Origin of the sequence: Burkholderia sp. AU38729 (assembly GCF_020419725.1) — a bacterium.
Taxonomy (GTDB): Bacteria; Pseudomonadota; Gammaproteobacteria; order Burkholderiales; family Burkholderiaceae; genus Burkholderia.
On record NZ_JAIZQO010000003.1, the window covers coordinates 608,495 to 622,306 of the forward strand.

The following is a 13,812-nucleotide window of genomic DNA, read 5'->3' on the forward strand; positions in this document are numbered from 1 at the left end:
AGTGAGTACTCAGGCGGGCAGCCAGTGGGGCAGCACGACCCCTTGCCAGAAAAAGAACACCGCGAGCCCCGCCGCGATCGTCACGAGCGGGCGGCGGGTGGCGGCCGACACGAGCACGGCGGCGAGCGCGCCGACGAGCTGTGGATTGCGCCAGGTCAGCTCGGCGGTGCCGCCGTGCGGCGAGACGACCATCGGCACGATGATCGCGGTCAGCACGGTGACGGGCACGAAGCCGAGCGCGGTCCGCACGAGCGGCGGGAAGGTCAGCCGTTCGCCGAACAGGAACAGCGTCGAGCGGATCGCGTAAGTGATGACGGCCATCCCGAGGATCAGCAGCGCGTAGCTCACGATGCTGCCTCCGTGCGCGAGCCGGCGCGCGTGCGTTCGTGCAGCAACGTGAGCGCGACACCGACCGCGACGCCGGCGGCGACCGCGCCGAGCAGCCCGAGCTTGTACGGCCAGCCCTGCCAGAAGTACGCGAGCGTGCCGGCCGTCACGGCTGCCGCGAAATAGCGCAGGGTGCCGAGTTGCGGGACGACGATCGCGATGAAGGTTGCCGCCATCGCGAAATCGAGGCCAAGCGACTGCAGGCCCGGGAATGCCGCGCCGAAGCCGATGCCCGCGAGCGTCCAGACCTGCCAGTTCAGGTACATCGCGAGCCCCGAGCCGAAGAAGTAGTGGGGGCCGATCGCGCCCGGCGGGAAATGCCGGTAGTGCGCATAGGCGACCGCGAACACCTCGTCGGTCATCAGCGCGCCGAGCGTCGCACGCCAGCGCAGCGGCAGGTGGGCGACATAGGGTGCGAGCGTCGCGCTGTACAGCAGGTGACGCAGGTTCACGATCAGCGTGGTCGCGAGCACGACGATGAAGCTCGCGCTGCCCGCGATCAGGCCGAGCGCGATGAACTGCGCGGAGCCCGCGAACACGACGAGCGACATCAGCGCGCCATGCCATGCGGCGAGCGGGCCGCCGCCCACGAGCGTGCCGAAAATCACGCCGAACGGGGCGGCGCCGATCATCATCGGGATCGTGTCGCGCGCACCGTCGAGCCATTCGTTCAATGGGCGGCGGGCAGGCGATGCGGGTATCGGATTCAAAGGGTGCTCCTCCATGAACGGGAGGATAGCGGGCAGGGAGTGTGCCGGCTTGTATGTTCTTGCGCTTGCGGGAGCGCGGTATCGCGGTGGCGGGCCGGACGCTGCGCGTCAGCTCGCCTGCCAGCGCCCGGGCGGCACGCCGAACATGCGTTTGAAATGCCGGGTGAAGTGGCTTTGGTCGACGAAGCCGCTGGCCGCCGCGACGTCGGCGACGGGCACGCCCGCGCGCAGCGGCGCCAGCGCGCGCTGCAAGCGCAACTGGTTGCGCCACGCATGCGGCGGCATGCCGGTCGTGCGGGTGAACAGGCGCGCCGCATGGAACGGCGACAGGCCGGCCGCCTGCGCGACTTCGTCGAGTGTCACCGTGCACACGAGGTCGGCGGCGAGCCGCTCGCGCATGACGTCGACGCGCGGTTCGTCCGCCGCGAGCGGCGCCGGTCGCGGCTGTGCGTCAGCATGGCGCACGATCAGCGTCGACAACGCATCGAGCATCGCCGTTTCGGCGGCGAGCGGATCGTAGGCGCGCGGTGCGCCGCTCGCCGGATCATGAGCCGGCTGCCCATGAGCCTGCAACGGCAATGCGCGCTCGCTGCCGGCCTCCATCATCCGGTGCGCCAGCGTGAGCCGGGCCGCAAGATCGGCGTCGCGAATCACGTCGGGCGCAAACCACGGCGCGTCCTGCGGGCGGCCGGCGATCGAACAGGTGAGTTCGCGAATGAATTCGACCGGCATGTAGCTGACGCGATAGCACCAGCCTTCATCGGCCGCGCGCGACCCCGTATGCACCTCGCCGGGATTGATGACGGGCACGGAGCCGGTTTCGGCGACATAGCCGCTGCCGCGATAGGTGAAGCGTTCCGCCCCCTCGAGAATCACGGGGATCGTGTACGCGTCGTGCCAATGGGGGGCGAACGCATGATCGCGATAGGTGGCCGTGAGGAGATCCGCGTCCGGCAGCAGCGGCGTGCGCCAGTAGCGTGCGGAGTCGGGAAGGCGGGTGGCGGACATGATCGGGCGCGGGAGCGGTCGAATCGACAGTGTATCGCTCGCGCGCCCGGCAGGCGCGGGCTTTACTTGACCGGAATCGTCGTGCCGGCCGGCATCGGTACCGCGGTGACGGCGTTCTTCGGGCTGCCGCTCACGATGCGGTCGCTGTAGGTCAGGTAGACGATCGTGTTGCGCTTGGTGTCGACCACGCGCACGACATGCAGGGTCTTGAAGATGAACGACATGCGCTCGCTGAACACGTCGGTCTGCTGCTTGAGCGGCTCCTTGAAGCTGATCGGGCCGACCTGCCGGCATGCGATCGACGCTTCGCTTGGATCCTCGGCGACGCCGAGCGTGCCCTTGATCCCGCCGGTGCGGGCGCGCGACACGTAGCAGGTCACGCCGTTCACGATCGGATCGTCATACGCCTCGACGACCACGCGATCGGAGCCCGTGACGCGGAAATGGGTGTTGACGCTGCCGACTTCCTCCGCGTGCGCGAGCGGCGCCGCGGCGAACGCGGAAAGCAGGAGGGCGTAGGGGGCTGAGCGGAGGAGGCGGTGCTTCATCGACGGAACCGGATGCGAATGCGGGACAGAAACTCTAGCATGCGCGCGCGACCGGACGACGAAAGCCGAATGGTGGGCCGGAAAAACAAAAGGCCCGTCGAATGACGGGCCTTTCGCTATTTGGCTCCCCGACCTGGGCTCGAACCAGGGACCTACGGATTAACAGTCCGGCGCTCTACCGACTGAGCTATCGGGGAATAAATCGGTACATCTGCATGCGTGTTTGTCTACCAGCAAAAAGCCCGTCCACTTTCAACGGGCCTTTGCGTTTTTGGCTCCCCGACCTGGGCTCGAACCAGGGACCTACGGATTAACAGTCCGGCGCTCTACCGACTGAGCTATCGGGGAACAAACAACAACAGCAGAGAAACGAGATTATATGGAGCGTTGATCAGGTCGTCAATACTTTTGAGCCGCGGCGCATAAAAAAATTTCTGCGGCCGCTGCGCGATCAGCGCTCGAGCAGGTGCAGCTTGTCCTGCACGTCCTTCCACTCGTCCGCGTCGGCGGGTGCCGGCTTGGTCTTCGTGATCGACGGCCAGTCCTTCGCCAGCTCGGCGTTCAGCGCGGTGAACTGCTGCTGGTCGCCCGGAACGTCTTCTTCGGCATAGATCGCATTGGTCGGGCACTCGGCGACGCACACGGCGCAGTCGATGCACTCGTCCGGATCGATGGCGAGAAAGTTGGGACCTTCACGGAAGCAATCCACCGGGCACACATCCACGCAGTCCGTGTATTTGCACTTGATGCAGCCTTCGGTCACAACGTGAGTCATTAAAACGCTCCTGCTTGGCGGTATATATGGGGTGGCGTTTGCGCCAAAACCGGCATTGTAACTGAAGCGCAAAACCCGCATGGCGTGGTCGGCTATCCGGCTTATATCGTTTCGTGATTAGTTTATGGGGCCGTCCACGGGGCGCTGAAGGGACGCCCCGGCGGCAGTGCGTGTCCGATACGCCGGAACGGGCAGTGCGGCCGGAGCGTGGCGGCAGGCGGTTTCACGATGGTCGGGCCCGCATTCGGGTAACATGGCCGGCAGACCGGGCGGCGCGCGGTGCGCCGGGGCCCTGTCACGATATTGGCGCTGCCGTCATCATGATCATCACTTCGCTGCTCGACACGGATCTCTACAAGTTCACGATGATGCAGGTCGTCCTGCATCACTTCCCCGCTGCAAGCGTCGAATACCGTTTCCGGTGCCGCACGCCCGGCGTCGATCTCGTGCCGTACATCGACGAGATCCGCGACGAGGTGCGCGGCCTGTGCGCGCTGCGTTTTTCCGACGTCGAACTCGACTACCTGCGGCGGATGCGTTTCATCAAGAGCGATTTCGTCGACTTCCTCGCGCTGTTCCACCTGAACGAGAAGTACATCTCGATCACGCCGTCGCCGAAGGGCAACGGTGAAATCGACATCGAGATCACGGGGCCGTGGCTGCACACGATCCTGTTCGAGATCCCGGTGCTCGCGATCGTCAACGAAGTGTATTTCCGCAATACCCAGCGCGAGCCCGATTATCGCGAGGGCCGCGAGCGGCTGCGCGAGAAGATCAAGCTGCTCGGTGCGAAGCCCGAATTCGCCGACTGCAAGATCGCCGACTACGGCACGCGCCGGCGCTTCTCGAAGGTCTGGCACGAGGAGGTCGCGCTCACGCTGCGCGACGGCCTCGGCCCGCAGTTCGCGGGCACCAGCAACGTGCTGTATGCGATGAAGCACGGCATCACGCCGCTCGGCACGATGGCGCACGAGTACCTGCAGGCCTGCCAGGCCCTCGGCCCGCGGCTGCGCGATTCGCAGATCTACGGCTTCGAGATGTGGGCGAAGGAATACCGCGGCGACCTCGGGATCGCGCTGTCGGACGTCTACGGGATGGATGCATTCCTGAACGACTTCGACATGTACTTCTGCAAGCTGTTCGACGGCGCGCGCCACGATTCGGGCGATCCGTTCGAATGGGGCGAGCGGATGCTGCGTCATTACGAGATGAACCGTTGCGACCCGCGGACCAAGGTGCTCGTGTTCTCGGACGCACTCGACATCCCGAAGGTCATGCAGTTGTACGAACGTTTCCGCGGCCGCTGCAAGCTTGCGTTCGGCGTCGGCACGAACCTCACCAACGATCTCGGCTACGTGCCGCTGCAGATCGTGATCAAGATGGTCCGCTGCAACGGCCAGCCGGTCGCGAAGCTGTCGGATTCGCCGGGCAAGAGCATGTGCGACGACAAGGCGTATCTCGCCTACCTGCGCCAGGTGTTCGGCATCGCGCAGCCAGTCGAGGAAGACGCGTCGAAGTAAGCGTCGGCCGAACGGCCAAAACTGCGTGGCGGCGAGGTCGGCCGGTATAATCCGACGGTATCGCCCGCCAACGTCACGAGGACCGTTCATGGACACTTCCGCTGCCCGTCGCCAGATCCTCGCGCGCATTCGCGCGGCGCAGGGGCGTGCGGCCGAACCCGATGCGGCCGAGCGCGACGGCGTTACCGATTATCTCGCCCGTCATCCGGAAGGCCCGCGCCCGCCGGCGCCGGCCGATCTCGTCGCGGCCTTCGTCGACGAAGCGGTACGCCTGTCGACGACGGTCGACGAAGTCGCGACGCTTGCCGACGTACCGGCCGCCGCGGCTCGCTACCTTTGCGCCCACGGCCTGCCGACGCAGGCCGTCGCGTGGCGCACGCTGGCCGATTTCGACTGGGCGGGCGCAGGCCTGTCGGTCGAATGCCGCAAGCCGCGCGACGGCGATCTGGTCGGCCTCACCGGCTGCTTTTGCGCGACGGCCGAAACGGGCTCGCTGGTGCTGCTGTCCGGCCCTGACACCTATGCGTCGGCCGGCCTGCTGCCGGAAACGCACATCGCGATCGTTCCCGCGTCGCGGATCGTCGCCGGTCACGAAGACGCCTTTGCGCTGATCCGCTCGGAGCGCGGCGAATTGCCGCGCGCGGTCAACTTCGTATCGGGCCCGTCGCGCACGGGCGATATCGAGCAGACCATCGTACTGGGCGCGCATGGCCCGTACCGCGTTCACGTGATCGTCGTACGGGGCGCATGACGCGCCCGCTGCATCCACTACCACTCGAACAAGGAAGTTCTGCATGAAACGACATGCCGCCTGGGCGGGCATGGCGTCGGGGATCGCGCTTGGCGCCGTCCCCGCGCTTGCATCGGCCGCAACGCTCGACGGTGCCACGCTGTCCGCTCTCTGGGGCATCCCGTTCGCCGGGATCCTGCTGTCCATCGCACTGTTCCCGCTCGTCGCCCCCGTGTTCTGGCATCACCACTTCGGCAAGATCGCGGCCGGGTGGGCAGTCTTGTTCCTGGTCCCGTTCGCGTTCGCGTTCGGCGCGGGCACCGCGTTCGGTACGCTCGTGCATGCGCTGCTCGAGGAATATATCCCCTTCATCGTGCTGCTCACCGCGCTCTATACGGTCGCGGGCGGCATCTGCGTGAACGGCAACCTGCACGGCACGCCGAAGCTGAACACCGCGATCCTCGCGCTCGGCACGGTGCTCGCCAGCGTGATGGGCACGACGGGCGCCGCGATGCTGCTGATCCGGCCGTTGCTGCGCGCCAACGACAACCGCAAGCATGTCGTGCACGTCGTGATCTTCTTCATCTTCCTCGTCGCGAACGCGGGCGGCTCGCTGTCGCCGCTCGGCGATCCGCCGCTGTTCCTCGGTTTCCTGAATGGCGTGAGCTTCTTCTGGACGACCACGCACCTTGCGCTGCCGATGCTGTTCATCTGCGCGGTGCTGCTGACGCTGTTCTTCGCGCTCGATACGTACTTCTACCGGAAGGGCGGCGAGGAGCGGCCGGTCGCGCTCGACCCGACGCCCGACAGCGACCGGCTGTCGATCGACGGCAAGATCAATTTCGTGCTGCTCGCGGCCGTGATCGGCCTGGTGCTGATGAGCGGCATCTGGAAGCCGGGCGTCACGTTCGACGTGTGGGGCACGCACGTCGCGTTGCAGAATTTCGTGCGCGACGTCGCGCTCGTGGGCGTGACGCTCGCGTCGCTCGCGCTGACGCCGCGTTCCGCGCGCGAGGGCAACGCGTTCAACTGGGCGCCGATCGAGGAAGTCGCAAAGCTGTTCGCGGGGATCTTCGTGACGATCGCGCCGGTGATCGTGATCCTGCGCGCCGGTGCCGACGGCGCATTCGCGCAGATCGTCCATCTCGTCACGGGGCCGGACGGCAAGCCGATCGACGCGATGTACTTCTGGGCGACCGGCATCCTGTCGTCGTTCCTCGACAACGCGCCGACCTATCTCGTGTTCTTCAACCTCGCGGGCGGCGATGCGCAGTCGCTGATGACGACCGGCGCGTCGACGCTGGCCGCGATTTCCGCAGGCGCGGTGTTCATGGGCGCGAACAGCTATATCGGCAACGCGCCGAACTTCATGGTGAAAGCGATCGCCGAATCGCGCGGCGTGAAGATGCCGAGCTTCTTCGCGTATCTCGGCTGGGCGCTGGTCGTGCTGATACCGGTATTCCTGCTCACGTCGTGGATCTTCTTCACGGCGTAAGCTGACGATTTTCAACCTAGAACGGGCGGTCCCGGCGGCGCATGGCGCGCGGCGATCCGTCCGTGGCATGCGGAGATGGCGATGCAGAAGATCCTGGTCGCGCGTCCGATCTTTCCGGACGTGATCGAGCGGCTCAAGCAGTATTTCGACGTCGACTGGAACAACGGCGACGCACTCGCGCCCGACGCGCTCGCCGCGCGTCTGGCCGACAAGGACGGCGCGCTGACGGCCGGCGATCCGGTCGGTGCGGCGGAGCTCGCGGCAGCGCCGCGCCTGCGCGTCGTGGCGAACATGGCGGTCGGCTACAACAATTTCGACATGGCCGCGTTCAATGCGGCGAACGTGCTCGGCACCAACACCCCTGACGTGCTGAACGAGTCGACCGCCGATTTCGGCTGGGCGCTGATGATGGCCGCGGCCCGCCGGATCGCCGAATCCGAGCACTGGCTGCGGGCCGGCCTCTGGCAGAAGTGGGCGTACGACGGTTTCCTCGGCAGCGACATCTACGGCTCGACGCTCGGCGTCATCGGGATGGGGCGCATCGGCCAGGCGCTCGCGCGCCGCGCGCGTGGCTTCGGGATGCAGGTGATCTATCACAACCGGTCGCGGGTCGCGCCCGAGATCGAGGCCGAGCTCAATGCCGAGTACGTGTCGAAGGACGCGCTGCTCGCCCGCGCCGATCACGTCGTGCTCGTGCTGCCGTATACGAAGGAGAACCATCACACGATCGGCGCGGCCGAGCTCGCGAAGATGAAGCCCACCGCGACGCTGACCAACATCGCGCGCGGCGGGATCGTCGACGACGCGGCGCTGGCCGTCGCGCTGCGCGCTGGGACGATTGCCGCGGCCGGCCTCGACGTGTACGAAGGCGAGCCGACGGTCCATCCGGCGCTGCTCGAGGTGCCGAACGTCGTGCTGACGCCGCATATCGCGAGCGCGACCGAAAAGACGCGCCGCGCGATGGCGAACCTCGCCGCCGACAACCTGATCGCCGCGCTGGGCGAAGGGCCGCGCGCTGGGCAGCCGCCGAATCCGATCAACCCCGACGTGATCGGGAAGTCGCGCGCATGACGATGACGTTGTTGCTTGCGGCGGTCGTCGTGCTGGCCGTCGCGCTTGCGGTGGCGATCGTCGCGCTCGTGCGTGGCGGTGGCCGCCACGACGATGCGGCGATACTCGGCGACCAGATCGAGGACGCCGCGCATGCGCAGGCGCGCGCAGTCGAGCGGCTCGAACGCGAATTGCGCGGCGAGATCGTCGAGAACGCGCGCGGCTCGCGCACCGAGCTGGCCGGCAGCTTCGCGCAGCTTCAGCAGACGCTCGCCGCGCAACTGACGAGCGTCGCGACCGTGCAGAACAACCAGATCGAAGGTTTTGCACAGCAGCTCGGCAAGCTCGTCGCCGGCAACGCGCAGCAGTTCGACGCGATGCGCGAAAGCGTGCAGCGCCAGGCGCAGCAGGCGCGCGAAGAGCAGACAGGCGCGCTCAGGCTGTTCGGCGACACGTTGAACCGGCAGCTCACGCAACTGACCGAAGCGAACGACCGCCGGATCGGCGAGGTGCGCGCGACGCTCGAACAGCGGCTGAAGGAAATCGAGACGAACAACGCGGCGAAGCTCGAGGAGATGCGCCGCACCGTCGACGAGAAACTGCACGCGACGCTCGAGCAGCGGCTCGGCGAATCGTTCAAGCTCGTGTCGGACCGGCTCGAGCAGGTGCATCGCGGGCTCGGCGAGATGCAGACGCTCGCGGCGGGCGTTGGCGACCTGAAGAAGGTGCTGACCAACGTGAAGACGCGCGGCACCTGGGGTGAAGTGCAGCTCGAGGCGCTGCTCGAACAGATGCTGACGCCCGAGCAATACGCGAAGAACGTCGCGACGGTGCCGAAGAGCAGCGAGCGCGTCGAGTTCGCGATCCGGCTGCCGGGGCGCGAGGCCGGCACCCGCGACGCGCCACCCGTATGGTTGCCGATCGACGCGAAATTCCCGCGCGAGGACTACGAGCGGCTGATTGACGCGCAGGAGCGTGCCGATGCGGTGGCGGTCGAGGAAGCGGCCCGCGCGCTCGAGGCGCGCGTGCGGCTGGAGGCGCGCACGATCGCCGAGAAGTACGTCGCGCCGCCGCACACGACTGATTTCGCGCTGCTGTTCCTGCCGACCGAAGGGCTCTATGCGGAGATCCTGCGCCGCCCGGGGCTGACCGACCTGTTGCAGCGCGACTATCGCGTGACGGTCGCCGGCCCGACGACGCTCACCGCACTGTTGAACAGCCTGCAGATGGGGTTCCGTACGCTCGCGATCGAACAGCGGTCGAGCGAGGTGTGGCAGGTGCTCGGGGCGGTGAAGACGGAGTTCGGCAAGTTCGGCGACGTGCTCGCGCGAACGAAGTCGCAGCTCGAAACGGTCACGCGCTCGATCGAGGCCGCCGAGCAGCGCACGCGCGTGATGAATCGCAAGCTGAAGCAGGTCGAGGCGCTGCCGGGCGATACGGCGGCAGGGCTGCTGGGTGCGGAAGGGGCCGACGGTGCCGATGCGGACGACGCATGACGCACATGGCCGAGATCGGCTGGAAAGTAAAAACGGGCGCCGCGGCGCCCGTTTTCGTTTGACGCGATGGCCGGCTCGCAGTCAATGCCCGGCGAGCGTATCCAGTGCGTCGCCCGTGACGCGAACGATGCGCCAGTCGGGCAGCACGGTTGCGCCCATCTTTTCGTAGAAATCGATCGCCGGCTGGTTCCAGTCGAGGACCGACCATTCGAAGCGTCCGCAACGGCGCTCGACGGCCAAGGCAGCGAGTTGACGCAGCATCGCGGTGCCGAGGCCCGTGCCGCGCTGCGACGGCTGCACGTACAGGTCCTCGAGATAGAGGCCGCGACGGCCGAGGAACGTCGAATAATTGTGGAAGAACAGCGCATACGCGACGATCGCGCCGTCGTGCTCGGCCACCCTTGCCTCGGCGGCAGGCTGCTCGCCGAACAGCGCGTCGGCGAGATTGGCCTCGGTCGCGACGAACAGGTGCGCAAGTTTCTCGAACTCGGCCAGCTCGCGCATCAGCGCGAGGATCGCGCCGACGTCGCGTGCCTGAGCCGCGCGGATCAGCGGTGTGCCGCTCACGCTTCTTCCGGCGGGTCGGACAGCACGATCTCGATGCCGCCGAAGCGCGATGCGACCCAGTTGTACGCGTGGCATGCGATCCACAGCAGCACGAAGCCGAGGATGGCGTTCAGCAGCAGCGCGCTCAGGATCGTGCTCAGTTCGACCATCCCGTAGCGGACGTAGGCGACGAGAATGCCGAGCAGCACGATCGGCACGCTGAACGTCAGGTAGACGAGGATCAGCGCTTTTGCGGTCTGCCCCGCTGCGATCGACGAAATTTGTTTCTTCATGTGCGGATTGCCCCCGTAGAGATATACCGATAGTGGAATTCAGATCAGGCCGTCGAGCGGCAGGATGTCGACCGGGGTGCCCGCGTCGACTGCCGCGGTATCGTGGCCCAGGACGATGAAACAGTTGGCGGCCGCGAGGCCGCTCAGCGACGCGGAACTCTGCGAGCCGGCCGGTGCGACGTGCCAGCGGCCGTCGGCGGCGCGCGTCGCGACGCCGCGCAGGTAGTCGGTGCGGCCCGGGCGCGTCTTCAGCGCTTGCGTGCTGAGTGCGGAATGCATCGCCGGCGGCTGGGCCTGCGCGCCGGCCAGCGTCAGCAGCGCGGGGCGCACGATCGCGTAGAACGTTACGGCAGACGCGACCGGGTTGCCGGGCAGCCCGAAGAACAGTGCGTAACCGGCGCCTTCGGCCGCGCGAGCGAGCGTGCCGCACGCGAGCGGCCGGCCGGGACGCAGCGCGACGCTGGCGAACGTCACGTCGCCGAGCCGTGCCATGACGTCACGCGTGAAGTCGGCTTCGCCGACCGATACGCCGCCCGACGTGATCACTGCGTCGGCCTGCGCGGCGACCGCGCCGCGCAACGCGGCTTCGAGTGCGGCCGGGTCGTCGCGGACGATCCCGAGATCGACAACGTCGACATGCAGCCTTTCGAGCATCGCGATCAGCATCCCGCGATTGCTGTCGTACAGGGTGCCGGGGCCGAGCGGCTCGCCGGGCTCGCGCAGTTCGTCGCCGGTGGAGAAGACGGCGACGCGCACGCGTCGGCGCACCGAAACCTCGGTGACACCGAATGACGCGAGCAGGCCGAGATCGGACGGCCGCAGGATGCGGCCTGCGGCAAGCGCGCACGCGCCGCGCGCGAGATCCTCGCCGGCCTTGCGGCAGTTCGCGCCGCGCGCGATGTCGTGCGCGGCGAAGTCGATCGTGTCGCCGTCGACGCGCACGCGTTCCTGCGGAATCACCGTGTCGCAGCCGGCCGGCATCGGCGCGCCCGTCATGATGCGCACGCATGATCCGGCCGCCACGGCGCCGTCGAACGGATGGCCGGCGAGCGCCGTGCCGGCGACCGCCAGCGTGACCTCCGCTTGCGGCGATGCGTGCGTGCCCGTACTGCCGTCGAACGCGTAGCCGTCCATCGCCGAGTTGTCGTACGCGGGAATGTCGAACGGGGCGTTCACGTCGGCCGCGAGCACGCGATCGAGTGCCTCGCGCAGCGCCACCGTGTCACACGCGTCGACCGGCACCGCGAAGCGGCACGCGAGCGCCTGCACGTCGGCGAGCGACAGCGGGGCATCGGAATCGGGTGCGGTTCGGGGGGCGGGCGAGGATTGCGTGATCATCAGTCGGACTGCGCCGCAAGGCGTATCGGGTTCGTGGCCGGTGGCGCGAGGAGGGTGCCTGGGCGCGGGTTGCGCGCGGCGGGCGGGAACCGCGCGGGTGCCGTCAGCGGCGGGCCAGCGCGGCGAGTTCCTGCCAGGAGTTGGCATTGTAAAACGCACGCTCGTCGTGAAACTCGACTTCGACCGTCTTGTGGCGTGCGTACCACGCACGCACCTTGCGGTCGCCGGCGGCGAGCCGGGCGGCGAGATCGTCGGCCAGCGACGTGCGCAGCAGCGCGAACGTCGGCTGCGGCGAGCGCACTTGTTGTGCATCGACGGTCACCGCCATGGCGATGTCGGCCTGCTGCGCGTCGAGCGCCGCCTGTAGCCGTGCGACGAGGTCGGCCGGCAGATAGGGTGTATCGCATGGCGAGCACGCGACGAGCGGCGCGCGTGCCGCCCGCATGCCGGCGAGCAGGCCCGCGAGCGGGCCGGGGAAGTCGGGTGTTTCGTCCGCGACGATGCGCGCATCGAATGGCGCACCGAGTTCGGCATAGCGATCGGCATGGCGATTCGCGCTGATCAGCGTCTCGTCGACCTGCGGCGAGAGCCGGCGCAGCACGCGCAGCGCGAGCGGCATGCCGTCGAGCAACTGCAGGCCCTTGTCGACGCCGTCCATGCGTGTGGCGCGCCCGCCTGCGAGCAGCAGGCCGGCAATCGAGGGAGAGGCGGAGGCGGGCATGGTAAGCGGGCGGGATGGGCGGCGTGCGTCAGCCGCCGATATACGACATCTCGACCCGCTTGCCGGCGCCGTCGGGCACGGCGTCGGCCGACGCGCTGCCGCGCAGTTGCGAATAACGGTCGGTGCGGGCCTGCCAGATGCGGGCGATCGCGGTCGCGATCTCGGCGTCGCTCGCGCCGCCGCGCACGAGCGCGCGCAGATCGTGGCCGGCCGACGCGAACAGGCACAGGTACAGCTTGCCTTCGGTCGACAGCCGCGCGCGCGTGCAGTCGCCGCAGAAGGCCTGCGTGACGCTGGAAATCACGCCGATCTCGCCGCCGCCGTCCGCATAGCCCCAGCGCTGCGCGGTTTCGGCCGCCGTGTGCGGATCGAGCGGCACGAGGGGGAAGTGTTCGGCGATCCGTGCGATGACGTCGGCCGATGGCAGCACCTCGGTCATGTTCCAGCCGTTCGACGTGCCGACGTCCATGTATTCGATGAAGCGCAGGATCACGCCGGTGCCGCGGAAACGCTCGGCCATCGGCAGGATCTCGCTGTCGTTGGTGCCGCGCTTCACGACCATGTTGACCTTGACCGGCGCGAGACCCGCGGCCTGGGCCGCGAAGATGCCGTCGAGCACGTCGGCGCTCGCGAACTCGGCATCGTTCATGCGCTTGAACAACGTATCGTCGAGCGCGTCGAGGCTGACCGTCACGCGCGTGAGCCCGGCGTCCTTCAGCGCGCGCGCCTTGCGTGCGAGCAGCGAACCGTTGGTCGTGAGCGTCAGGTCGAGCGGGCGGCCGTCGTGCGTGGTCAGGCGGGCGAGGCGCTCGATCAGGAATTCGAGATTCTTGCGCAGCAGCGGCTCGCCACCCGTGATGCGGATCTTCTCGACGCCGTGTGCGACAAAGAGTCGCGCCACGCGTTCGATTTCCTCGTGCGTGAGCAGCGCGCTGTGCGGCAGGAACGGGTAGTCCTTGTCGAAGACGGCGCGCGGCATGCAGTACACGCAGCGGAAGTTGCAGCGATCCGTCACCGAAATGCGCAGGTCGCGCAGCGGCCTGGCGAACGTGTCGGCCAGCGTGCCGTCCGGGGCGTGCGCGACGCCGGAGACGTCCGGCATCCCGCTGACGTCGGCGAGAGGAATGATGCGTCGGGACATGTTGAAAGAAGTGCGAACCAGACCTCTATTTTAGCCGCAAGCGGCGGGTCGGTC

General features: G+C 67.7%; 15 protein-coding genes and 2 tRNA genes. 5 read left to right on the forward strand and 12 right to left on the reverse strand.

The annotated features are described in order from the left end of the window. Nucleotides 1-9 precede the first annotated feature (9 nt). The 7 genes from LGM56_RS11735 to fdxA all read right to left on the reverse strand — a co-directional run bounded on the left by LGM56_RS11735 (nt 10) and on the right by fdxA (nt 3,428). On the reverse strand, nt 10-348 hold the full coding sequence (locus LGM56_RS11735; RefSeq protein WP_226204662.1) for an AzlD domain-containing protein: 339 nt from the start codon (nt 346-348) through the stop codon (nt 10-12). Further along, entirely contained in the window at nt 345-1,112 is a 768-nt protein-coding gene (locus LGM56_RS11740) for an AzlC family ABC transporter permease (protein WP_226204664.1), read from the reverse strand. Before LGM56_RS11740 ends, LGM56_RS11735 begins: the two co-directional genes overlap by 4 nt. 93 nt (nt 1,113-1,205) lie before the next feature. Then, nucleotides 1,206-2,105, reverse strand: a complete 900-nt coding sequence (locus LGM56_RS11745) for an AraC family transcriptional regulator (protein ID WP_226204666.1) — start codon at nt 2,103-2,105, stop codon at nt 1,206-1,208. A 62-nt stretch (nt 2,106-2,167) separates the two neighbouring features. Further along, nucleotides 2,168-2,653, reverse strand: a complete 486-nt coding sequence (locus LGM56_RS11750; protein ID WP_226204668.1) for a CreA family protein — start codon at nt 2,651-2,653, stop codon at nt 2,168-2,170. A gap of 121 nt (nt 2,654-2,774) precedes the next feature. Next, nucleotides 2,775-2,850 (reverse strand) — tRNA-Asn (locus LGM56_RS11755). A gap of 75 nt (nt 2,851-2,925) precedes the next feature. Further along, a tRNA-Asn gene (locus LGM56_RS11760) sits at nt 2,926-3,001 on the reverse strand. Nucleotides 3,002-3,104: 103 nt separating this feature from the next. Then, entirely contained in the window at nt 3,105-3,428 is a 324-nt protein-coding gene (gene fdxA / locus LGM56_RS11765) for a ferredoxin FdxA (protein ID WP_011351384.1), read from the reverse strand. Between the two features lie 320 nt (nt 3,429-3,748). On the opposite strand from fdxA, the gene pncB reads away from it, so the two are divergent. From pncB to rmuC, 5 genes are all read left to right on the forward strand, one after another. Beyond that, the gene (gene pncB, locus LGM56_RS11770) at nt 3,749-4,948 is read left to right on the forward strand and encodes a nicotinate phosphoribosyltransferase (RefSeq protein WP_089424832.1); all 1,200 of its coding nucleotides are present in this window, start codon (nt 3,749-3,751) and stop codon (nt 4,946-4,948) included. An 88-nt stretch (nt 4,949-5,036) separates the two neighbouring features. Continuing rightward, on the forward strand, nt 5,037-5,699 hold the full coding sequence (locus LGM56_RS11775; RefSeq protein ID WP_089494357.1) for a LutC/YkgG family protein: 663 nt from the start codon (nt 5,037-5,039) through the stop codon (nt 5,697-5,699). Nucleotides 5,700-5,742: 43 nt separating this feature from the next. Next, the gene (locus tag LGM56_RS11780; protein ID WP_226204670.1) at nt 5,743-7,173 is read left to right on the forward strand and encodes a sodium:proton antiporter; all 1,431 of its coding nucleotides are present in this window, start codon (nt 5,743-5,745) and stop codon (nt 7,171-7,173) included. Between the two features lie 81 nt (nt 7,174-7,254). Beyond that, nucleotides 7,255-8,244, forward strand: a complete 990-nt coding sequence (locus LGM56_RS11785) for a 2-hydroxyacid dehydrogenase (protein ID WP_226204672.1) — start codon at nt 7,255-7,257, stop codon at nt 8,242-8,244. Continuing rightward, nucleotides 8,241-9,719: a DNA recombination protein RmuC gene (gene rmuC, locus LGM56_RS11790; protein ID WP_089430778.1), complete on the forward strand. Its 1,479-nt coding sequence runs from the start codon at nt 8,241-8,243 to the stop codon at nt 9,717-9,719. Before LGM56_RS11785 ends, rmuC begins: the two co-directional genes overlap by 4 nt. An 81-nt stretch (nt 9,720-9,800) precedes the next feature. Here the strand turns inward: rmuC and LGM56_RS11795 are convergent, their stop codons facing one another. From LGM56_RS11795 to moaA, 5 genes are all read right to left on the reverse strand, one after another. Further along, nucleotides 9,801-10,286, reverse strand: coding sequence for a GNAT family N-acetyltransferase (locus LGM56_RS11795; protein WP_089494359.1), 486 nt, complete (start codon nt 10,284-10,286; stop codon nt 9,801-9,803). Beyond that, nucleotides 10,283-10,558: a hypothetical protein gene (locus LGM56_RS11800; protein WP_006401288.1), complete on the reverse strand. Its 276-nt coding sequence runs from the start codon at nt 10,556-10,558 to the stop codon at nt 10,283-10,285. The genes LGM56_RS11795 and LGM56_RS11800 overlap by 4 nt, the downstream gene beginning before the upstream one ends. 39 nt (nt 10,559-10,597) lie before the next feature. Continuing rightward, on the reverse strand, nt 10,598-11,896 hold the full coding sequence (glp, locus tag LGM56_RS11805; protein ID WP_226204674.1) for a gephyrin-like molybdotransferase Glp: 1,299 nt from the start codon (nt 11,894-11,896) through the stop codon (nt 10,598-10,600). A gap of 103 nt (nt 11,897-11,999) precedes the next feature. Continuing rightward, nucleotides 12,000-12,617, reverse strand: coding sequence for a molybdenum cofactor guanylyltransferase MobA (gene mobA, locus LGM56_RS11810; protein ID WP_226204675.1), 618 nt, complete (start codon nt 12,615-12,617; stop codon nt 12,000-12,002). A 28-nt stretch (nt 12,618-12,645) separates the two neighbouring features. Beyond that, nucleotides 12,646-13,758, reverse strand: coding sequence for a GTP 3',8-cyclase MoaA (gene moaA / locus LGM56_RS11815; RefSeq protein ID WP_071334146.1), 1,113 nt, complete (start codon nt 13,756-13,758; stop codon nt 12,646-12,648). Nucleotides 13,759-13,812: the final 54 nt, after the last annotated feature.

Bases quoted from the DNA above. Each gene is read 5' to 3' on its own strand.
- LGM56_RS11745 (WP_226204666.1), bottom strand. From the start codon at position 2,105: ATGTCCGCCACCCGCCTTCCCGACTCCGCACGCTACTGGCGCACGCCG.
- fdxA (WP_011351384.1), bottom strand. From the start codon at position 3,428: ATGACTCACGTTGTGACCGAAGGCTGCATCAAGTGCAAATACACGGAC.
- pncB (WP_089424832.1), top strand. From the start codon at position 3,749: ATGATCATCACTTCGCTGCTCGACACGGATCTCTACAAGTTCACGATG.
- LGM56_RS11785 (WP_226204672.1), top strand. From the start codon at position 7,255: ATGCAGAAGATCCTGGTCGCGCGTCCGATCTTTCCGGACGTGATCGAG.
- rmuC (WP_089430778.1), top strand. From the start codon at position 8,241: ATGACGATGACGTTGTTGCTTGCGGCGGTCGTCGTGCTGGCCGTCGCG.
- glp (WP_226204674.1), bottom strand. From the start codon at position 11,896: ATGATCACGCAATCCTCGCCCGCCCCCCGAACCGCACCCGATTCCGAT.
- mobA (WP_226204675.1), bottom strand. From the start codon at position 12,617: ATGCCCGCCTCCGCCTCTCCCTCGATTGCCGGCCTGCTGCTCGCAGGC.
- LGM56_RS11740 (WP_226204664.1), bottom strand. From the start codon at position 1,112: ATGGAGGAGCACCCTTTGAATCCGATACCCGCATCGCCTGCCCGCCGC.
- LGM56_RS11775 (WP_089494357.1), top strand. From the start codon at position 5,037: ATGGACACTTCCGCTGCCCGTCGCCAGATCCTCGCGCGCATTCGCGCG.
- LGM56_RS11750 (WP_226204668.1), bottom strand. From the start codon at position 2,653: ATGAAGCACCGCCTCCTCCGCTCAGCCCCCTACGCCCTCCTGCTTTCC.
- moaA (WP_071334146.1), bottom strand. From the start codon at position 13,758: ATGTCCCGACGCATCATTCCTCTCGCCGACGTCAGCGGGATGCCGGAC.
- LGM56_RS11780 (WP_226204670.1), top strand. From the start codon at position 5,743: ATGAAACGACATGCCGCCTGGGCGGGCATGGCGTCGGGGATCGCGCTT.
- LGM56_RS11800 (WP_006401288.1), bottom strand. From the start codon at position 10,558: ATGAAGAAACAAATTTCGTCGATCGCAGCGGGGCAGACCGCAAAAGCG.